Origin of the sequence: Legionella sp. 227, from assembly GCF_043161935.1 — a bacterium.
Classification (GTDB): Bacteria; Pseudomonadota; Gammaproteobacteria; order Legionellales; family Legionellaceae; genus Legionella; species Legionella sheltonii.
On the sequence record NZ_CP171154.1, the window covers coordinates 1,314,810 to 1,336,237 of the forward strand.

Consider the following 21,428-nt stretch of genomic DNA (forward strand, 5'->3'; position numbering starts at 1 on the left):
TTTTTGCTCAATAAATTCTTTTGAGCATGAGTGATTCGCTAAAATGTGTAAAGGAGCATGGATATAATATGAAATTAAGTGACGATGGCAAGACGCTAATTGAAGTGAGGGATAACGATCTCAAAAAAGATGGTTCTTTTGAGATTCCAGCAGGAGTTACCTCTATTGAAAATATGGCATTTGGTTTTTGCAGAGGGTTACAGAGTCTCATCATTTCTGAAGGTGTCACCTCAATTGGACGATGGGCATTAAGCTATTGTAGTAAATTAAAAAGCCTCATTATCCCCGAAGGAGTTACTTCTATTGAAGAGGGGGCATTTTATGAATGTAATAGCTTACAGAGTCTCACCATACCCAGCAGTGTTACCTCTATTAGCAATTTTTTATTTTTTGGTTGCAGCGGCTTAGAAAGGCTCTCCCTCCCAGAAGGAGTTACCTCGATTGGAGAGGCGGCATTTCAATCCTGCACCGGGTTAAAATCGCTCACCATTCCCAAAAGTGTTACTTCCATTAGACAAGGTGCATTTAATGGCTGTAGTGGATTGCAACGCATCAATATTCCGGTCGGAGTTACTTCTATTGAATGGGGTACATTTTCTGAATGTACTGGATTACAAAGTATCACCATTCCTGAAGGGGTTAGCTTTATTGATACATCGGCATTTTCAGGGTGCAGTGGGTTACAGAGCCTTGTTATCCCTGCAGGAGTTACCACTATTGGAGATTATGCATTTATGGGTTGCAGCGGATTACAGAGCATCACCATCTCGCAAGGAGTGAACTCTATTGGAAAGGGGGCATTTGTCCGCTGTAGCCGATTGCAGACAATAACCATTCCGCAAGGAGTGACCTCTATTGGAGATGGGGCATTTAGCCAGTGTAGTGGGTTAGAAAGCATTATCATACCGCAAGGGGTGACCGCTATTGAGTCCTGCGCATTTTTGGGGTGTAGTGGATTACAAAGCATCCTTCTCCCCGAGAGTGTTGCGTCAATTGAAAGCATGTTATTTTATGGTTGCAGTGGATTAAGGAACATCACCATTCCGGAACAAGTTACCTCCATTCATTACAGAGCATTTCATGGCTGCAGCAGATTACAAACAATAACCATTCCGGATGGGATTACTGCTATTGCTCCATCGGCATTTGATGAGTGCCCAAGCTTACAGAGTATCGTGATTGCCAGCCAAAGCGAGGCGGTGAGAGAGCGTATTATTTCATTGTTACCTGATTCTTTAAAAGCCAAAGTAATCCTAAAAGGGCTTGCGGAAGAGGTTTTTAAATTCCGCGATGCCCAGCTGTTGCGCTTGGTGCACACCCCAGAAACCAATCCCTTATTTCGTTTTTTTCATATGAAGTCACGACATAGTTTGCGGTTTTCAGGGGAAAATGGAGTGGCGCGAGAATGCAGCAAACTACCTGATGAACTCTTGCAGGCGATAAATCGTTTTAGTGATGATAATCGCTATTATCAAAAAGCCCGAAGATACATACAGGACTTGCCTTTACCTGCCAATGCAAATGAATTGCTGGATTATAAAAATAAGGTAACAGCAATCGTCAATGAGTGCAGGAGCAAAGCAAAAGAGTTCACGCAGCCTATTGATGCGATAACGGATAAGGGAGCGATACAAAGTGCGGAGGAGAGCAGAAGGCCCAAACTACTTTAAAAATTGTTCTTTGCACTGCTGCAAAAAATATTTTGCAGGTGAGTCATTGGGATTACTTGTCACGATTTGTTCAAAAAGCTTTGCCGCTTGATCAAATTGCTTCGCCGCATAATGATCCAAAGCTGTAGCAAAAATAGAGGCAGAATCATTTTTCAATTGCACCTCGGTGGGTGCGTTATGATTAAACACCTCATAAACTTTGATCGGCAGGCTTTTGCCTTTCACTTTCGAGAAGCCTAAGAAACGTAAATTATATTTTTCTTTTTGTTTTAACTGCTCATAAGTTTCTTCACCAATGATGAGTTCGATATTAAAACTTCGCGTTAAGGTCTCAAGCCGAGAGGCAATATTGACCGCATCGCTAATGACACTGCAATCCATACGCTCCTCAAACCCAACGGTACCTACAATCAAGTTGCCTGTATTTATTCCAATTCCCACGTGGATGAGGGGAAGATTATCGCGCGCTCGTGTGGTATTAAACGTATGTAAGGCTTCTAGCATATCTAATGCGGCAGCAACAGCATCATCCGCATTATTGAATAAGGCCATAATGGCATCACCAATATATTTATCAATAAGGCCAGAATTTTTAAGAATGGCTGGATCTAAATAACTCATTAGCGTATTAAAAAGGTTGAAAATTTCAACAGAAGATAATCGCTCTGCCATGGAGCTAAATGATTTTATATCTAAAAAAAGAACGGTCATGTCTTTTTCAACGCAGTCGCCAAGTTTTATGTCGGCAATATTTTTACGATTCAGCACCTTCAGAAAATCTTGGGGCACAAAGCGTGCTACGGCAATTGCATTTTGCTGGATCTCGACTAGCTTATCGATAAGCTCATTATTGAGTACTCGGACTTTTTGTTCGGCAACTTGCAGTTCTTGAAAGTACGAATTAGTGCGCACCATATAGCGCACTCGATAGCCTAAGAGCGTGGGATTAATGGGCTTGGTGGTAAAATCTGTCGCACCGGCCTGGAACGCTTTATTAATCGATTCATAATCTTCCAAGCCGGTAACCATCATAATCGGAAGATAACGCCAATCAGGTAATTTGCGAATTTCAGCACATACTTCAAACCCATTCAAGCCAGGCATTTCTACATCCAGCAAAATCGCATCGGGTTTCGAAGTTTTTAGTAATGATAATGCTGCTTCACCATTCTCAGCCTGAATGACAGTAAATCCCGTTTGGTTTAGTGCATTACAGGTAATTAAACGCATGGTGGCGCTGTCATCCACAACCAAAATCACCGGACTTTCTTTTTCCATAAAGAGCTACTCATTTTCAGTGGTACAAATTTTTGTTAAATAACTTGCAATATGCTCTAACCCAATGAGCTGATCTACAGCATTCAATGACTGAGCAACAGCTCCCATTCCAAAAACTATAGAACTTTCTTGGTCTTGAACCAAGGTATGCCCATGCGCCTGTTTTAATTCCAATAAACCCTCTGCGCCGTCATTACTCATTCCCGTTAATAGGATTCCAATAGCCTTTTTCCCCGAAACCTTCGCAATTGATTGCAGTAATCGTGTAATTGAAGGACAAAAACCAGAAACCGGGGCGCCATCAACTAACCTACAGATCAGTTGTTCATGAACACGTTCAACCTCCATATGTTTGGGTTCAGCAGCTATGTACACCGTTCCTTTTTGTAGGGGTTCATTATCTTCAGCATTTTTCACTTTAAGACTTATATTTTCGCCAAGCCATTGTGCAAATCCTTGGATAAAACCGGTACCCATATGTTGAACAACCATTATAGGTAAAGGGAAATTAGGGGCTAATTGCCCGAGAATGGTTTTCAATGCCATAGGTCCGCCAATCGATGCGCCCATTGCTATAATTTCGTAATGGGTTGCTTTAGCATGTGCTATCTGATGTCTTTTGCTTTCCTCAAGATGTTTTTTCAATGGTATTTTTATAACCCGAATATCAGAAAAGCTGCGTAAAATATCAACAATGTGTTTTCTACTTTCTTCGAAAGAGGAAGAAAATACATTCACTGGTTTTGCTAAAGCAGTCAATGCACCTGCTTCAAGAATATGGAAGGTGGCATGAATTGATTCATCATTAACCAGAGAGCTTATCACGACAATTGGTGTTGGATTTTTGGCCATAATGATGCGTGTTGCCTGAAGGCCATCCATGATGGGCATCTGAATGTCCATCGTAATGAGATCGGGTTTTAATTTTGCAGCGAGATCAATTGCTTCTTGGCCATTTTTTGCAATACCAATGACTTGCATATCTTTTTCAGATTCTATGATGTGTTGAATTAATGCAGCTTCTGTTGGCGAGTCATCAACAATTAAAATTTTTATCATAGGCCGTAATTCACTATAGCAACATTCGTTTAATTATCTCTGCAGAGTTTAATACGAAATTAATTTGATTGCTGCCTGTTAAGGTAGCTCCGATTATACAAGGTATATTGGTTAATGGTTCCTGTAATGGTTTAAGTACAATTTCTCTTTCACCAACAATTTCATCGACAAGCAAGGCGATTCGGTCTCCATTATTTTTGATTGTCACAACAGAGATATGTTCTTTAAAATTTTGTTTTTTTTCATTAAGATGCAGTGCTTTAGACAAAGAGCATAACAAAACGGGCTGTTCTTTGACAAGAACAGAAGGGATTCCTTCGACGTTGATAATCTCATTTTTCCTTAACAACATCACACTTTCCACCGAGCTGGTAAGAAGGACAAAAATTTGATTGCAACAGGAGATAATCAATCCACGCTCAGTAGCCAATGTGAGCGGAACTTTGAGATAAAAGATTGTCCCTTTATTGGGTTGACTTTCAACACTCGCCTGGCCTTTTAAACGGAGCAAATTAGAGCGCACCGCATCCAGCCCTATACCTCGACCTGAAATATCTGTTGCAATTTCACGGGTAGAGAAACCGGGTCGAAAAATGAGTTCATAAATATCTTCTTTTTTCATATTTCCAAGCTCGGCTTGGGTAATTAAATTCTTTTGCAGGGCAATACGCATCACATCATTGGTATTAATGCCGGCTCCATCATCAATAATTTTAAAAACTATCTGATTATCTTCCTGATTGACCTTGATGTGGATATTTCCTTGCGGTGGCTTGCCTGCTGCTTTACGGACCTCAGCATTTTCTATCCCATGATCAATTGCGTTGCGCAAAAGATGCATAATTGGATCTTTTAAACCATCCAGTATAATTTTATCAATTTTTACATCATTACTGCTTATTTCAAGATTGACTTGTTTGTTTAGTTCTTGAGCTAAGTCACGGACTATACGTGGTAGGTAACGTAATTGTGTGGATACTGGAATAAGGCGTAAGGTACGGATTTCATCTTGCAGGGCATTTAACAACAGGGATAGTTCGTTAATAGATACTGACAACTCTCTTTGCATTAAGTGCATCGAATTATTGATGTCGGATAATTCAACGAAATTTGTGGCGAATAGGTAATCTATTGGTCCACTTATACCATCGGTATTTGTTTTGAAATAAGCTCGATTTTTTTTCCATGAAAGGAGTAGATCATCGATTTTGAAATTCATTTTACTTAATTTGGAATAATACTCTTCAATAGCGATTTTTATGGTTTGAATTTCTTCCGTATAAACTGAAACACTATCTAAATTTTGCAAAGAGACGCGTATTGATTCAAATTCACTTGTTTTAGCCTGTATCGTTGGAGTATGTTGGTCTTTTTCAGGTTCTTCTATATCTTTTGCATACAATTCTCGAGCAGAAGATATGTCTTGAGTAGGTAATTCCATGTAGTGTTGCAGTTGCAGTAAGTGTTTTTTTAAATCGAAGGAAAGCGGTCTTTGCTCGCTGTAGCATTGCATTGCTTCATTCATGTAATCGATCGATTGCAGGCAAAGATTAATGAGTTCAGGGGAAACTTTAATACTTTTTTTCTGAATTGCTGTAAATAATGTTTCTAGAGGATGGGCAATCTCACCGACATCTTGAGCACCTATACCCCGTGCAGAACCCTTAATGTTATGGGCAACTCGAAACATTTCATTCAGCACGCCCTGGAATTCTTCTTCTGATTTTGTTCCCTTCTCAAGTTGTAGCAAACCATCAGTAATCGTGATTAAATTTTCTTGAAGTTCTGTTTTAAATGTTTCAACAATTTTTTTGATGAATTCATTATCCAATGGTTTAGAAAGGGCTATGGCTTCGGTGACCGGGTTCTCTTCAGGTAATGGAGGTTGTTCTTCTGTGCTTGGCGATTCCTCTTTTTCTTCATAAATCAGAATGTATTGTAACTGATGTAACAATTCGTCAAGCGCAGTTGAACGCGGTTTTTGTTCTATAAAATCATGAAGGAGTTCACGCATCCCATGTATGGTGCGAAACGTTAAATTAATGACTTCTGGTGATACCTTTTGCGACGGTGCAAACAGCTTTTCAACGTATTCCGCCATGGTCCCTAAGTCATTAATCCCCAGAGAAAGTGCGGAAACCTTAATATTACGCCCTGCTCGCGAAACGTCTTCCATCAGATGGCTTACATCATCCATTGATCCACCACGTTCCATTTTTTCTAAATTATCCGTGATGACGGTCAATAATGATTCAAGCTCTGTGCTAAACGTTTCAAACAACTCTTTGGATAGGTGATCGTCTGGAGTCATTGGTGCCTCCTAAACTTTATAAATATTCACATCGTCTTTAAGATGTTTGGCAATATTATCCAAATTATGAATAAACGCCATCATCTCTTTTATTCCGCTTGAAAAAGTTGAAGTTGTGCGATTTATTTCATTCATACTCTCAACAATTTGCTCAATTCCAACTGCTTCTTGCCGGATAGCCACCTCAATGTGTTGGCTAGAGACGGATGCTTCATTAAGCATTTTACTTAGAGTTTTAATCACTTGGCCTGCTTTCTCAATCAGTTTTGTTCCTGAATCAAGAGACTTCGTTCCTTCCTCGGTTACGGTGACTGCTTTTTCAGTGGTCCGTCGAATATCTTCAAGAATTTTTTGGACTTGTACAGTTGACTGTTCTGACTGTTCGGCAAGATTTCTTACTTCTGTGGCTACCGCTGCAAAACCTTTTCCAGCTTCACCGGCTTTTGATGCCTCAATCGATGCATTTAATGCCAGCATTTTTGATTGTTGTGCTAGGGTGTTGACGACCGAGGTAATATCGCCAATTTGTTGGGTGTGGTTACTTAAATCAAGAATGGTTTGTGCTATAAGCTTCATTTTTTCTTCTGAGGCTTTAATGCCATGAATGCTTTGTTCGACGGATTCAGTTCCGAGTTTCCCTTGTTCATAGGTGTTCTTCGCTACTTCCCGCAGGGTTTGTGCTTTCAACATGGTTTGTTTTGAGCTCTTATCAATTTCTTCTAATGAAGCACTGATTTCATTGATAGCCGACGCTTGAGAGGTAATCCCTTCTGCTTGTTCATTTGCTGAAGTGAGCACGGTTCCTACCATAGTGACAATGTCGTTACTGACTTTAGTAATTTTTGCTGTAATTGATGCCAAACCATCCGTCATCAAATTTAAATCTTTACCGAGATCCTGCAGTATATCTTCTTTATCGATTTCAAGACGTTCTCTGAGATCGCCCGCTGCAACTTTACTGCTATGTAGCCTAAATTTTTTCGATGAATTAACAAGTTTCTCAAATAATTCCCGTGATTCCTCTTCTTTGGTGCGGAGGATTTCCTCATTTTTCCTAATTGCTTCTTGCATGGTTTTGAGGGATAAAAGCAATTTGCCTAATTTATCTGCTGAATGAATTTGGATAACTACATCACGTTCACCTGCAGCAATTCGTTCTGCTATATTAATTGCTTTGTCTACAGGATTGGCAATGGCTCGCTGTGTTAGGTAAGGAACTAAAATCGTGAGGATAATAGTAAGGCTAAATAGCCAATAAGCGCTCATCTTTAAAGAGTTTAAGCTGTCATTGATTTTATGGGTATTTTTTTCTATTTCTTGCCCTAAAAGCACATATAACCCCCCATTTCTTTTACCTGATTCTGGAGAATAGGAGCCCAATATAATGTCAATCATTGCATTTTCAACGGTTCTTGTCATATGTCTGCTATTTTCTACATTATTTTGATTATTGGGATCTCTAGGGGCATTGATTATGGATGATTGAATATCATAAAGAGGGATATATAACTCTTGTAATTTATCCCAGGCATCGCGTAAGTTTTTGTTACCCAGGGAGTGCATAGCTTGATCCCATTGACTGCGAATCTTATTGATTTCATTCCACAGCAGTGCAAAATGTTCCCTGGCCTCCTGGTTGCCGGTCATTGCCCAATGTTCAACAAGATCTTGAGCTTGGAATACTTGACTATCAAGAATTTGGGGTAAGTTTTCACTACGAATTTTTTGACTTAGATAGACCACCGTATCTACTTTGGGTATCAAAAACATCATTAATATTAATAAGGGCAAGCTCAGGGTCATAAAACCAATAAGTAATCGAGCACGTACAGTAATAATAAAACCTCGTTTATTACTATTAGTTTCCATGAGACTCTCCTGTCTTGTATAAACGCATTTTAATTTCTTGGTTTAAGCTGGATATCATCTTTTCCACATTCAGGATTGCAGTGGCCGCCTGGTGTAATCCTAGGATATATTCTGGATTAGCAATGTTGACGGCGGATAATGGGGCCGCTAATTGGTCTGGTTGATAAGTCTCACTGCCTTCAACACGATAAGTCAGCAAGCCAAGAGTGATATCATTTGCCCGGATAATGATAATAAATTTATTGTCCTGCTTCGGATTGTGTTCCGAATGTTGAGGATGAAAAAATTTGTTGAGATCAACCACTGTAATCAGCGTACCACGCCAATTAATCACCCCGGAGATAAAATGAGGTACAAAAGGAGGTTGCTCTATAGGGGTATTATGTAAAATTTCTTGAACGTATTGATATGAAACGCCATAACTTTCTTTTTGGCCAAGCTTGAAGTGAACAAAAGAAATACCTTGATTTTTGCTGGTATCAATTTCCTGTTTTGCAAGTTGCAAAGCCCTTGATTTCAGGATTTTTATTGCTAATTCAGTTTTGGGCATCAAAGCGGAAGCGTGCGGCTGTTCTTTATTCATCATTCAATATCCTTCTTTGATTCACTGCTGCTATCCAGCGAGAAATAGATTGCACCATCATGATGAAAAACAAGATTTGTCCCATTGGTGACAATAGGATCTGATGCACCTAATATAAGATAAGCGTTTTTATGCATACATGCACTCAGCTTTTTCATAATTTTTCCAGCAAGTTCATTATCAAAATAAATAAGCACATTGCGGCATAAGATCAAATCCACCTCAAATATTCCATTGATTATCGAGGGGTAGCTGTTATCGCATAAGTTAAGGTATTTAAATTGTACTAAATCGCGAATCTCGGGTGAAAGAATGTAAGTCCGGTCATTTTTCACGAAATAGCGTTGTAAGTATTTTTCTGGAATAGAACGCATGGACCATTGCCCGAAAGTAGCTGCAGATGCTTTTTCAAGTGAGGTGCTATTGATATCGGTACCTAATAAATAGAGGTCCCATATGTCAATATTGGGTATGAGCTCTGCCAACAAGATGGCCAGGGTATAGATTTCTTCACCCGAAGAACAACCCGCACTCCAAATTTTTAAAGAGAAGTCTTGTGACTTTTGATTAATTAAATCAGGTAACAGTTTATTCTCAAGTAACTGCATTTGATTTTTATCACGAAAAAAATAACTTTCTCCTATGGTAATTGCTGCGACTAAATCAGCTAATAAAGAGGAATTGCTGGCACAGTTATTTAATTGCTCTAAGTATTCTTGAGGTTGATAATTGAATTTATTGCATGCGACAGCAATGGTTTTTGTTAACTCTTGTGCTTGATTCACATGGATTACCAATCCATAGCGCTTATGGATTAACTCGATAAATGCAGATTCAAGTTTTTTTATGTCATTTAATGTATTGTTACCCATGTTATATTACTCATGATTGGTATCTGACAGGTTGATTTCTTGCGTTAACTTTAGAGCTAAAACCCAATTGATGTCGAGCAATAGTGAAACCCCAGTTTCTAAAGTGACAGCGCCCAAGAAAGGTGAGTTATTATTTGTTAATTCTTCATGTACTTCGATTTGCTGGTTGTCGATATCACTCAACCCAAGCACTTTATCAACAATCAGACCAACTTGATGCATTCCATCGGAACAAAGTAGGATGGGTATATTTAAAGGGTATGTTTCATTGCGAATCAAGCCAGTACAAATTGCTAGGTCAATAACCGGAATGCATTTATTTTTTAGATTCATTAGCCCTACAAAGTAGATAGGGCTAGACGGTACAATTTCAAGCATAGGCAAGGGCAGAACTTGTTCTATGTAGTGTAAGTCCATACAGACTTTTATGTCCTGCAAAAGAAAGTGGAGAACTGTAAGGTTCTTCTGGGGCACTTTATATTGTTCCTTAAAAAGATCTCGGAAATTTTACTGAAGGGAGCGAATTGCTCCGTCGATGCAACGCCTCTGCTTGCACTTTATCCCCCGCAGCGAGTTTCCTAAGAGTTCTAATAGCTGTAATTTAAAACCATCATTGAGCACACAAATCCGGGGTCGCAGATGGAGCCGAAATGGTTCATTCTATCTTATAGTTATAGACCTTATAAGATTGATGTACAAGAGCTATTCTAGGTGCTTTATAAATGGTTATTGGCTTTTCCGAACTGTTTGAGCACGGAGTGTAACCAAAAGTTCTGCAGTGAAAACCTTTCTAACCCTTAAAAAAAGAATGCCCTCCTCCACAAATGGGGGAAGGGCGTCTGGAAGAGCAATAGTTCTACTTCTCGTTGGATTCCTGATGTGCAAAATAATTTAAATCCAACTCTCGGGCTGCTTTTACATCATCCAACCGTTTGACAGGCAGCGTATGAGGTGCCTCTTTGACTAAATTAGGATTTATGGCCGCTTCTTCTCTAATGGTTTTCATTATCTGTACAAAGTGATCCAATTCCTCTTTACTTTCAGTTTCTGTTGGCTCAATCAGCAGACATTCTGGGATGAGTAGTGGAAAATAGGTGGTTGGTGCATGGACCCCATAATCCAATAATCGTTTGGCAAAATCCATTGCAGTAACACCATACATTTTCTTTTCTGGACTTAAAGTAAGAATAAATTCATGAGACGCTCGCCGGCTTGGATAGGCTGCGGTAAAACCTGCTTTAGTGAGTTCTTTAAGCAGATAATTTGCATTCAATGTTGCATATTCTGAAACTCGGAGTAACCCTTCTTTGCCAAGAACACGCATATAAAAATAAGCGCGCAGCAAAATACCGGCATTTCCCATAAAACAGGATAAGCGGCCAATACTTTGTGGATAATCTTGATGGGTTGCCCATTGATATTCGGAATTCGTTTTTTTCACTACCGGTAATGGCATGAAAGGGAGTAAGCGTTTGCCTACAGCCACAGGACCAGCACCGGGGCCACCCCCACCGTGAGGTGTAGCAAATGTTTTATGTAAGTTTAAGTGCATGACATCAAAACCCATGTCCCCGGGTCTAACTTTTCCTAAAATAGCATTGAGGTTGGCTCCATCGTAATACAATAACCCTCCTGCTTGGTGAACTAGGGCTGCTATTTCTTTAATTTGACGCATAAACAAGCCCAAAGTAGAAGGATTGGTTAGCATAATACCTGCTGTTCTTGGACCTAGTTTGCTTTTTAATTCTTCAAGATCGATATCGCCATCTGCCGCAGTCGATATTTCAACAATTTTAAAGCCACACATGACGGCAGAAGCGGGGTTTGTACCATGGGCTGCATCAGGAATTAGCATTTCATCACGTGCGGTGTCACCTCGAGATTGATGATAGGCTTTAATCATCGCAACCCCAGCAAATTCACCTTGGGATCCTGCCATGGGAGTCAAAGAAACACCTGCCATGCCTGTAATTTCAGCAATATGTTCTTGCAAGCGATACAATACTTCCAGGAAACCCTGGCTGTTTTCTTCAGTTGCCAAAGGATGACGATTAAGAAAATTAGCCATGGATGCTGCTTTGTGGACTCCTCGCGGATTGTACTTCATGGTACATGAACCCAGAGGATAAAAATTGCTGTCGATGGAGAAATTTTTATGGGATAAACGGGTAAAATGCCTTACCACTTGTAATTCGGAGCAAGCGGGCATTTTGGGGGGCGTTCTTCGCTCCAATTCAGCGGGAATGGCGTATTTGCTGGTTGAAATTTTGGGCGCTTGGGCAGCTGCCTGACGGTCTTTTTTAGATAATTCAAAAATCAACATAATTTGCCTTCCATTTTTTGAATAAATTCTTTAAGTTCAGCGCGATGGTTGACCGGAGTAAATTCAATAAATTGATACTCGGCGATCTCCGCCAGATAATAGGGATCCTTTTTGAATATGGATTCGAGATAAGCTCGATCATTTGAAGCTGCGATGATGATTCCACCAGTGCGTGGCTTCATAGGACCCGAGACCAGCAATAAACCTTGTTTATAATAATAATCAAGGAATTCTCTATGTGCTTGCAGGTATTTATCTACTTCACTAAGAGGAACTAAATAGGTCAACTGAATTACAAACATGAGTCACCTCGTTGAGACATGATGGATTTCAACGTTTTTGCATAAAACGCGATGTCCTCTGGCGTTCGCATTTCCGTAGCACAAATTAAAAGGGTATTCGCTAATTGAGGATAATGAACTCCTGGGTTATAACCTCCAGTGATACCCGCATTCGCTAATTTTTTTAATACCTGTTCTACAGGTTGATTGAGTTTAAGCAAGGCTTCATGAAAATAAGGTGCAGTAAACACCTGTTCTACACCATCAATTTCGGTTAGGACGTCCACTAATTCATGAGTATTATGGTGGCATTGGCTTGCAACTTGACGTAATCCTTCTGCGCCCAAAAGACTCATATGAATGGTGGCTGCCGTAACCAATAAGCCCTGATTGGTACAAATGTTTGAGGTTGCTTTGGCACGGCGTATATGTTGCTCCCGTGCTTGTAAGGTTAGGGTAAACCCTCTTTTTCCATCTTTATCCAAAGTACATCCGATAATTCGCCCAGGCATTTGGCGTACATGAGCCATACGTGTGCTTAAAAATCCAAAATAAGGACCTCCTGATGCCATTGGTGCCCCTAAAGGTTGACCCTCGCCACAGGCAATGTCTACGCCATGTTTGCCCCAGGCACCTGGTGGTTTTAATAAGGCAAGTGATACAGGATTGACGCAGGCAACACTGATTGTTTTGTTTTGATGAGCCCAATCACTCAGCTCATCTACTTTTTCCAGGCAACCAAAAAAATTAGGTTGAGCAATAACCAATGCCGTAATATCTTCTCCTGCATATTGTTCCAAAGCCGCAAGAGAGGTAATGCCCTGTTTTTCATCAAAAGGCAATGTAATCACTTCAATGTGCTGATTCCGCAGAATGGTTTCAATGGTTTCACGATAGAGCGGATGAGTTGTGCCGGTGATTAATACGCGGTTTGTTTTGCTGTGTTTATTGACACGCACTGCCATTAAAATGGCCTCAGCAAGCGCGGTAGCACCATCATACATCGATGCATTGGATACCTCCATGCCTGTTAGTTCACAGATCATGGTTTGGTATTCGTATAACAATTGCAACGTGCCTTGACTGGCCTCGGCTTGGTAAGGCGTGTATGCGGTTAAGAATTCACCACGCGAAGCAATATCCCACACTGCTGCAGGTATGTGATGCTCGTAGCATCCTGCACCTAGGAAGCAGATTCCGTTACGGTTTTTATTCGCCAGTTCTTGAGCTTCTTTTAACATATCCATTTCATTTATGCCAGCAGGTATATTTTGAAATCCTGCATATTGCAAAGACAATGGAATTTCATCAAACAAAGTTTGGGTATCTTGCGCGCCAATGGCGTCAAGCATCGCTTTGCTGTCTTCGGACGTGTGTGGGATATAAGGCATGATTAGTGTTCCTCAGCAATCTCATTTTGATATTGTTCAGCAGATAATAAACTGTCAATTTCACCAGGATGACTAGGTTTCAGCTTGACCAGCCAGCCAGCAGTATAAGGGTCGGAATTAACTAGCGCTGGATTTTCGACGACTACTTCATTGACCGCGGTAACGACGCCACTTACGGGGGCATAGAAGTCAGAGGCAGCTTTTACTGACTCGACAACACCTAACTCTTCACCTGCGCTCACTTCATCACCTACTTCAGGCAGTTCTACAAAAACCATGTCACCCAATAATTGTTGCGCATGATCCGTGATGCCTATGGTTACTTCATTTTGCTCTTCTTTGAGCCATTCATGGGTATTTGTGAATTTCAATTCATTCATTCGTATTATCCTTATTTAATTATATAACCACTTAATTCAAAATGTTTGGTAACGATTCAGCTGAAAAGCCATATTTGGCCCATCTTGGGCGAAAAGCACGCTGAGAAATGTTCACATAACCATCTATGCTACGCTTTTTCAACGCGCTTTTCGCTCAACCTACGCTCAACTCTGTCTGTTCACTTAGATTTTGAAATCATAATGAATCGATACCGTGTCTAAAGCGCCTTTCCTGATTTAACAAAACGGGGTTTACCTACTTTTGCTGGAACTAATTTGCCTCGAATATCAACCATGACTTCATCACCTGTCTCAATAGGGACTCTTGCTAAAGCAATGGATTTTTCCAGGGTGGGTGAATAGCTGCCGCTAGTAATAATCCCATCTGCGCAGCCTGGAATGATTACTTTTTGTCCATGACGCATAATCCCTTTATCTAACAAGGTAAGTCCAACCATTTTACGCTTGATTCCTATTTGTTTTTGCGAAAATAAGGCCCCCATTCCGATAAAATCACGATCTGCAGGTTCCCATTTAATGGTCCAAGCAAGCCCTGATTCTAAGGGGCTAGTGGTCGTGTCCATATCCTGGCCGTAAAGAAGCATGCCCGCCTCCAGCCGCAGCGTATCTCGAGCGCCTAAGCCACAGGGATGTACGCCCACCTGCATTAAGTTATTCCATAATTGGACGATGCTCTCTTGAGGAGCGATGATTTCAAATCCATCTTCTCCAGTATATCCAGTGCGTGCAAAAAACCATTGTTCCACATCCACACATTCAAAATGTGTCAGTGTAGAGACTGCATCAATTTGCGCAGGATTAAGCGTTTTCAAGGTTTTTTCTATTGCCTGAGGTCCTTGGATGGCAATCATCGCCAATTCTCTGCGTTCTTGTAGACCTACCGCAAATCCTTCGCTTTTTTTGCGAATCCAGGCCAAATCATTTTGTCGTGTTGCCGAATTCAGGACAACTCGGTAATTATCGGAAGCACGTTGATAAACGATGAGATCATCAATAACTCCACCATGTTCGTTGCACATGCAACTATAAAGCGCCTTCCCATTGTGCTCGAGTTGATCCACATCATTCGTTAACAGCTTACGTAAAAATTGGCGGCCACCGGCGCCAAGTATGTCAACAATGGTCATATGCGAGACATCAAACATGCCGGCATCTTTTCGAACATAGTGATGTTCATTAATCTGCGATCCATAATGCAATGGCATTTCCCAGCCATGAAAATCAACCATTTTAGCGCCACATGCTTGATGAGTGGCATGAAGAGGGGTTTTAGCAATCATTGTACGTCCTTTTTCAATCACCTTAATGTGGGTGATTATACCTATTGCGATATATACTGTATATTGCATACAGCATATTTCTTAGGACTACTTTAATGATTGGGCTAAATGTTTGGCGTTGGATGCTGGATTTAGGTTGGTTGCTCTTTCTTTTAATACTCTTTAGACATTTTTGGCGTGATAGACAAATTTTGGTACAGGCTCAATCATGGCTAAAAGTTAAGGGATATATTACCGCATGTGAATGGACTACAGTCGGCCATAGCGTTTGGCCTAAAATTGAATACACGTATCAGATTAACGATCATAATTTGACAGGGGAATATTTGTTTTTGGATACAGCTCATAATAATCCGAACAGTAAATATTCTCGTGGAGTAGCATATAAAGCAGCCGTAGCCTTTCAAGAGAATGAGGCAATTGATATTTATTATAATCCGAATCGTCCAGAGCAATCTGCTTTAGACGTATCGATGCCAACCAAATTAAATATTATATTGATTTTGATTGGCATATTAATTGTTGTGCACCTAGGTCTTATGGCTTGGCGTTATTGGGGGTAGGTGGAGTACCCGTTGATGGTGTATTTGTCGTACTCGGAGATGGTGTGCTATTCGGTGTTTCACTGTCTTCTTCGACAATGCATTTACAAGCGGGTTTCGTTTCTACAGACTGTAAGTTGGTAATGCTGTATCCGCGAACACCTTGACCTGAAGGTGCGACCATAAAATTAATGGCTACTTTCAAATGTTGTCGTTGCTGATACTGAGGATTTTGGTAGACCACCAACAGCCTCATGTTTGCTTTCCAATGCGTGGGATCAATTTGAGTGATTAAAGGAGGTTCTGTTGCTACCGAGCTCACTCTATATTGATTTTTTTGCACCGCTTCTGGCAATTTGGAAGCATTTAAAGCATTACTGAAGGCGATCCAGCCATCAGCTGTGAAATATTTGGCTATTTTCTTTTGATCTTCGAGGTAATTTTGATAGCTGTAGGTATATGTAGCAACAATTGCTTCATTGACCCAAACCGATAATTCAGCCTGTTCAGGTTGTGCATAACTTAATTGGAAAAAAATGGATAATAAAATAAAGGCAAATTTTTTATTCATATGTATGGTCCTTTTACAATAAGGAGGGCTAGACTTCGTTTACTACACCATAGTGTAGCATTATTCAATGCACATAAAAAAATCCCCGGCTGCGGCCGGGGCAAATTGGATGTTTAGATTATAAATCCAAACATTGCCCCGCTTAAGAGGGGGTAAAGCGGAGCTAAGCATTCGGGGGAAATGCTCACTATGTTAGACACAAAAAATATCAAAAAGTTCAATTATTAATCAAATTTTTATCATTTAAATCAATAAATAATCAAATGGAATAAATAGGCTATTGAATATTAAGGCATTTTAATAATTAAAGCAGTTATTTTATTCTCAAATTTATATCGAGCAACGTTGGGTTTTTTGAACTTGAGTCAGATAAAACATCCTAATTAAGCAGAAAAGTACATATTCAGCTGCTTAAATCTATCGATTATGTTGTCTTTATGGTATTTTATTCCCCTTAAACAAGCAGCTGAAACTCGCATCAATACAATTAAACCTGTATCACAATTTGAGATACAAGCTTATCATGATGTTATTTTTGAACTTCACTGCTTTTTCTATAAAAATAGGGCCTGTTGCAAATTCGCTGGATTGAGCCCAAATGACGTGATTTAGAATATTAAAATGCAGTGCCCAATCTCCGTCATCCCGAGCATAGCGAGGGATGACAAGGGATAGTATGCCAGCGCATATCACGCCATTTGCGCCCAATCTAGCGCATTGTAAACAGACCTTTACTGCGTGATTCATACGTTGCAGAGTGTGTTTTGGGTGTCGACAAGGTTATTAAGGGGGGCATGGTGCGAGAAAGTCGATTCTACTTTGCTAATCCTGATAGATTTGGCCGATATATCAATCGTTGGGATTTGTTGCTCCTTATTCTTATTTTTTCCATCTTGTTTTTTTTGGGGTGGGCCGGTTCACAAATGGCTACTCCTTATCAGTTGGGACAGCAGATACCCATTTCTTTAGATCCTGCCAATCTGCCTTTTTATGCATTACGTACAGTTCTTCGTATGTTTATTGCATTGTTTTTTTCAATCATTTTTACGTTTACTGTAGGACTTTGGGCGGCCAAAAATCGCCGTGCGGAACAAATCATTATCCCTGCCATTGATATTTTGCAATCCATACCGGTTCTTAGTTTCTTATCCATTACCGTGACTGGATTTATCCGCCTATTTCCAAACAGTTTGTTGGGACCTGAATGTGCCTCCATTTTCGCTATTTTTTGTGCCCAAGTATGGAATATGACTTTTGGTTTTTATCAGTCATTAAAAACATTACCTCATGATTTACAAGAAGTGTCTTCTATGTTTCGACTTTCAGCATGGCAGCGTTTTTGGAAACTGGAGGTTCCCTTTTCGATGTCGAGCTTGTTATGGAACATGATGGTTTCCATGTCTGCAAGCTGGTTCTTTGTGGTTTTATCGGAAGCAATTTCTGTAGCCCATCAAGACATCAGATTACCCGGAGTGGGCTCGTACATTGCCTTAGCAATCCAGCAACGGGATATCCATGCGGTGGGTTATGCCATTTTGGCAATGGTGATCGTTATTTTTTTATATGATCAAATATTCTTCCGACCGTTAATTGCCTGGTCCGAAAAATTTAAAACAGAACAGTCTCATGATGAAGTGGAATATCAGTCTTGGTTGATAGATTGGATACGCGGTAGTCGGTTAATGAAGCAATTTGCTGAAGTCATCAGTATTTTTACTGATTATTTTGTCAATGCGCGCTGGCTTAGGATTAATGAGGCTAAAGCCATTAAAGAAGTTGATTTTAAAAGACAGAAACGTCTGGATCGGCTTTGGAGTATTTTAGTCTTAATCAGTGTTTGCTCGGGAGCATGGTTCCTATTACGCTTTATCCTTGCAGAATTGAAAGTCAGTGATATTTTACATGTATTTCTACTCGGCGCTGCTACAGGCACTCGAGTTCTTTGTTTGATTTTCTTGAGCTCCCTCGTCTGGATTCCAATAGGGGTGTGGATTGGCTTGAGACCGAGAATTGCACAAAAAATACAGCCTGTTATCCAATTTGTTGCGGCGTTTCCAGCGAATTTATTCTATCCTTTATTTGTGATTGCTATTGTCGCGTTTCATTTAAATGTAGAAATATGGGTGACGCCACTCATGATTCTTGGAACACAATGGTATATTTTATTCAATGTGATTGCAGGAGCATCTACTATTCCGCGTGAGCTTTATCTCGCTGCAGATAATTTTGGTTTGAAAGGATGGATTTGGTGGAAAAGATTGGCGCTGCCTGGAATTTTTCCTTTTTATATTACTGGTGCCATTACAGCGGCAGGTGGTGCATGGAATGCCAGTATCGTCGCGGAGTTTGTGAGTTGGGGGAATACTACCCTTAGAGCCACAGGCCTGGGCGAATACATTCAAGCCAGTACGGCAACTGGTGATTTCCCAAAGATTGCTTTAGGTACCGCGATGATGTGCTTGTATGTGCTGACTTTTAACCATTTGATTTGGCGTCCGCTCTATCGGTTGGCGGAAGAACGTTTTAACTTTAATTAAAAAGATACCTATGTCTGAAACCATTATTGCTATAGAAAGCTTGCGCAAGTCATTTAAAAAAGCCGCAGAACAAGATTTGCTGGTGCTTGAGGATGTTAATTTTAAACTGCAAGAAGGTGAAATCGTTGCTTTATTAGGAAAATCCGGTTCAGGAAAATCTACTTTGCTGCGTATTATTGCCGGACTTATAGCGCCTACCAGTGGAACGGTAACTTATCGAGGCAAACCGGTTACCCGCCCAGTTGATGGTATTGCGATGGTTTTTCAGTCTTTTGCGTTGATGCCATGGCTTACCGTATTAGAAAATGTGGAACTGGGGCTTGAGGCACAAGGTGTAAACCGTGAAGAGCGTAGACATCGCGCGATTGAAGCAATTGATATTATTGGTCTTGACGGTTTTGAGTCCGCTTTCCCTAAAGAGCTTTCTGGAGGGATGCGCCAACGGGTCGGATTTGCGCGAGCCCTTGTCATTAATCCGGATGTCTTACTTATGGATGAGCCTTTTTCTGCCCTTGATGTACTCACCGCAGAAAACCTAAAATCGGACTTATTGGAATTGTGGAAAGAAAAGAAAACCAATACCAATGGAATTTTATTAGTAACACATAATATTGAAGAAGCCGCTACATTAGCCGATAGAATTGTAATTTTCGGTAATGATCCCGGCTACATTCGTGCGGAACTCCCTGTGACTTTACCGCAGCCGCGTGAACCTGAGTCTCCTGAGTTTCGGGCTTTGGTTGATAAAATTTATACGTTAATGACAACCGGCCCCAAAGAGAAGGCAAAACGCGCGCAAAGAGAACGACAAATCGGTTTGGGATATCGCTTGCCTGATGTGGAACCCTCTGAATTAACGGGTTTGATTGAGACAATGACTTCTTTTGAAGAGCGGATTGATTTGCCAGAACTCGCTGATGAATTAATGATGAATATTGATGATCTCTTCCCCATACTCGAAACTCTGGAGATATTAGGTTTTGCTAAAGTTTCTGCGGGGGATATCCAATTAAGCGACTTAGGAAAGCAATTTGCGGAAGCGGATCTTCAAGAACGTAAGCAACTATTTGCACAAAGATTATTGGAAAAAGTGCCCCTTGCACGTTATATACGACGGATTTTAGATGAAAAAGTAGGTCATCGAGTTTCTGAAGAACGGTTTTTGAGTAAGCTTGAAGATTATTTAAGTGAAAAAGAAGCTGATCGGGTATTACGCACCATGATTGATTGGGGGCGTTATGCCGAGATTTTTGCCTACGATTTTAATACGGGGATCTTAAGTTTGGAAAACCCTGGTAAAGGCGCCTGATAAAAATCTTCGTCGCTGCAAAGCGGATTTCACTGTGCACCAATTAATAACTATAAGTTCAAAGAACACTTAAATTAACACCAATAATTCGTTATTATTTTTGTTCAAGCTGATCTAAGGTTATTTAGCATGGAGCACAAAAGAGAATATGATGAGCACTTCAAAGTAATTCTTCTTGGAGATAATGCTGTAGGGAAGTCCAGTTTGATGCATACCTATTGTGGGGGCACCCTTCATCCTTTTGATGAATATATGAGCACTATGGGTGTTGATCAAAAAATACAATGGATAAATGCCTTTAATAAAAAAATACAATTACGGATCTGGGATGCATCTGGGGCTCCGAGATTACAAAAAGTAGTAGACACCTATTTTCGTACGGTGGATGGCGCCTTGATTTGCTTTGATCTCTCGCAAAAGGGATCGTTACAGAATACCAAAGAATATATTGAGCGTTTACGGTCAGCTAAAAAAAATGTACCTATACTACTCGTGGGTTGTAAAGCAGATATCACCCATCGTCGAGAAATACCCACCGAACAGGCACAGCAATTCGCCGATGAATTGGGACTTGCTTATTTAGAAGTTTCTGCCCTCAAAAAAGCAAATATTGAGCAACCGTTTACCCAGATCCTTGAGCAAATATATATTTCTACACAGCTGAATAAGGTAAAGCATACCTTAGAAGCGTATTTCCATGAGTATTTAAAATTAACTAATCCCAGAAACCATGTCGGCTTTTTTATAGACCAAGGTGTGTTGTTAAGTAAAGGTGATGAGAAGCTACAAGAAGAATTCAAAACTCATTTTAAACAATTATTTGATTACAAAAATGTGAAGGAGTTAGTTGCGTTTTGTAGAACAGCATCGGAGCTTATGGAAAGAGGGAGTGAGTTTTATAAACGGGACAATCCTGTTTTGAGTGGTTTTGTTTCAAGTCCGCTTACAAAAATATTAAAACAAACATTAAATGTGCTAACCAATGTGTTAGGGGAGATGTTGGGTTCAGCTAGCGCAAAAGAACTGATTTATCCGAAAAGTACGATGGCCAATGTTCTGTAAATACGACACCCATCAGGACATTCATTTGCATGAGCCTATGCTGACCGAAAAGCATGTCTTGAGTTGGTCTATGTCTATCAGGCGAAGAA

At 40.3% G+C, this 21,428-nt stretch carries 18 protein-coding genes; 5 read left to right on the top strand and 13 right to left on the bottom strand.

The annotated features are described in order from the left end of the window. Window positions 1-68 precede the first annotated feature (68 nt). Window positions 69-1,670 carry a leucine-rich repeat domain-containing protein gene (locus tag ACF8MK_RS05665; protein ID WP_392538524.1) on the top strand — a complete coding sequence of 534 codons (1,602 nt, stop codon included), beginning with the start codon at window positions 69-71 and terminating at the stop codon, window positions 1,668-1,670. Here the strand turns inward: ACF8MK_RS05665 and ACF8MK_RS05670 are convergent. The 12 genes from ACF8MK_RS05670 to gcvT all read right to left on the bottom strand — a co-directional run bounded on the left by ACF8MK_RS05670 (window position 1,662) and on the right by gcvT (window position 15,318). Beyond that, window positions 1,662-2,948, bottom strand: a complete 1,287-nt coding sequence (locus tag ACF8MK_RS05670) for a response regulator (protein ID WP_392538525.1) — start codon at window positions 2,946-2,948, stop codon at window positions 1,662-1,664. The two genes, ACF8MK_RS05665 and ACF8MK_RS05670, sit on opposite strands and share 9 nt — an antisense overlap. A 6-nt stretch (window positions 2,949-2,954) precedes the next feature. Next, window positions 2,955-4,007 (bottom strand): chemotaxis-specific protein-glutamate methyltransferase CheB, encoded by a 1,053-nt coding sequence (gene cheB / locus ACF8MK_RS05675; protein WP_392538526.1) that lies wholly within the window; start codon window positions 4,005-4,007, stop codon window positions 2,955-2,957. A gap of 13 nt (window positions 4,008-4,020) precedes the next feature. Continuing rightward, a complete protein-coding gene (locus ACF8MK_RS05680) occupies window positions 4,021-6,318 on the bottom strand; it encodes a chemotaxis protein CheA (protein ID WP_392538527.1) in 2,298 nt (765 codons plus the stop codon). A gap of 9 nt (window positions 6,319-6,327) precedes the next feature. Beyond that, window positions 6,328-8,187, bottom strand: a complete 1,860-nt coding sequence (locus ACF8MK_RS05685; protein ID WP_392538528.1) for a methyl-accepting chemotaxis protein — start codon at window positions 8,185-8,187, stop codon at window positions 6,328-6,330. After that, a complete protein-coding gene (locus ACF8MK_RS05690; RefSeq protein ID WP_392538529.1) occupies window positions 8,177-8,773 on the bottom strand; it encodes a chemotaxis protein CheW in 597 nt (198 codons plus the stop codon). The genes ACF8MK_RS05685 and ACF8MK_RS05690 overlap by 11 nt, the downstream gene beginning before the upstream one ends. Continuing rightward, entirely contained in the window at window positions 8,770-9,642 is an 873-nt protein-coding gene (locus ACF8MK_RS05695; RefSeq protein ID WP_392538530.1) for a CheR family methyltransferase, read from the bottom strand. Before ACF8MK_RS05695 ends, ACF8MK_RS05690 begins: the two co-directional genes overlap by 4 nt. Before the next feature lie 6 nt (window positions 9,643-9,648). Continuing rightward, window positions 9,649-10,116: a chemotaxis protein CheW gene (locus ACF8MK_RS05700; protein ID WP_392538531.1), complete on the bottom strand. Its 468-nt coding sequence runs from the start codon at window positions 10,114-10,116 to the stop codon at window positions 9,649-9,651. A 382-nt stretch (window positions 10,117-10,498) separates the two neighbouring features. Continuing rightward, on the bottom strand, window positions 10,499-11,965 hold the full coding sequence (gene gcvPB / locus ACF8MK_RS05705; protein ID WP_392538532.1) for an aminomethyl-transferring glycine dehydrogenase subunit GcvPB: 1,467 nt from the start codon (window positions 11,963-11,965) through the stop codon (window positions 10,499-10,501). Next, entirely contained in the window at window positions 11,959-12,267 is a 309-nt protein-coding gene (locus ACF8MK_RS05710) for a YciI family protein (protein ID WP_028381567.1), read from the bottom strand. Before ACF8MK_RS05710 ends, gcvPB begins: the two co-directional genes overlap by 7 nt. Continuing rightward, window positions 12,258-13,637, bottom strand: coding sequence for an aminomethyl-transferring glycine dehydrogenase subunit GcvPA (gcvPA, locus tag ACF8MK_RS05715; protein ID WP_392538533.1), 1,380 nt, complete (start codon window positions 13,635-13,637; stop codon window positions 12,258-12,260). Before gcvPA ends, ACF8MK_RS05710 begins: the two co-directional genes overlap by 10 nt. Window positions 13,638-13,639: 2 nt before the next feature. Next, on the bottom strand, window positions 13,640-14,017 hold the full coding sequence (gene gcvH, locus ACF8MK_RS05720; protein WP_392538534.1) for a glycine cleavage system protein GcvH: 378 nt from the start codon (window positions 14,015-14,017) through the stop codon (window positions 13,640-13,642). Between the two features lie 218 nt (window positions 14,018-14,235). After that, window positions 14,236-15,318, bottom strand: coding sequence for a glycine cleavage system aminomethyltransferase GcvT (gcvT, locus tag ACF8MK_RS05725; RefSeq protein ID WP_392538926.1), 1,083 nt, complete (start codon window positions 15,316-15,318; stop codon window positions 14,236-14,238). A 95-nt stretch (window positions 15,319-15,413) separates the two neighbouring features. Here gcvT and ACF8MK_RS05730 point away from each other — a divergent pair, with 95 nt between their 5' ends. After that, window positions 15,414-15,881: a DUF3592 domain-containing protein gene (locus tag ACF8MK_RS05730; protein WP_265703792.1), complete on the top strand. Its 468-nt coding sequence runs from the start codon at window positions 15,414-15,416 to the stop codon at window positions 15,879-15,881. On the opposite strand, the gene ACF8MK_RS05735 is transcribed toward ACF8MK_RS05730, so the two are convergent. Continuing rightward, window positions 15,856-16,431, bottom strand: a complete 576-nt coding sequence (locus tag ACF8MK_RS05735) for a DotI/IcmL family type IV secretion protein (RefSeq protein WP_392538535.1) — start codon at window positions 16,429-16,431, stop codon at window positions 15,856-15,858. The genes ACF8MK_RS05730 and ACF8MK_RS05735 overlap by 26 nt on opposite strands. A gap of 797 nt (window positions 16,432-17,228) precedes the next feature. Between ACF8MK_RS05735 and ACF8MK_RS05740 the strand changes: the two genes are divergently transcribed. The 3 genes from ACF8MK_RS05740 (at window position 17,229) to ACF8MK_RS05750 (ending at window position 21,339) form a co-directional block, all read left to right on the top strand. Continuing rightward, window positions 17,229-18,968, top strand: a complete 1,740-nt coding sequence (locus ACF8MK_RS05740) for an ABC transporter permease (RefSeq protein ID WP_392538927.1) — start codon at window positions 17,229-17,231, stop codon at window positions 18,966-18,968. A 10-nt stretch (window positions 18,969-18,978) separates the two neighbouring features. After that, complete coding sequence (locus ACF8MK_RS05745; RefSeq protein WP_265703795.1) at window positions 18,979-20,277, top strand: AAA-associated domain-containing protein; 1,299 nt, start codon at window positions 18,979-18,981, stop codon at window positions 20,275-20,277. A gap of 129 nt (window positions 20,278-20,406) precedes the next feature. Then, window positions 20,407-21,339: a Rab family GTPase gene (locus tag ACF8MK_RS05750; RefSeq protein WP_392538536.1), complete on the top strand. Its 933-nt coding sequence runs from the start codon at window positions 20,407-20,409 to the stop codon at window positions 21,337-21,339. The last annotated feature ends 89 nt before the right edge of the window (window positions 21,340-21,428 follow it).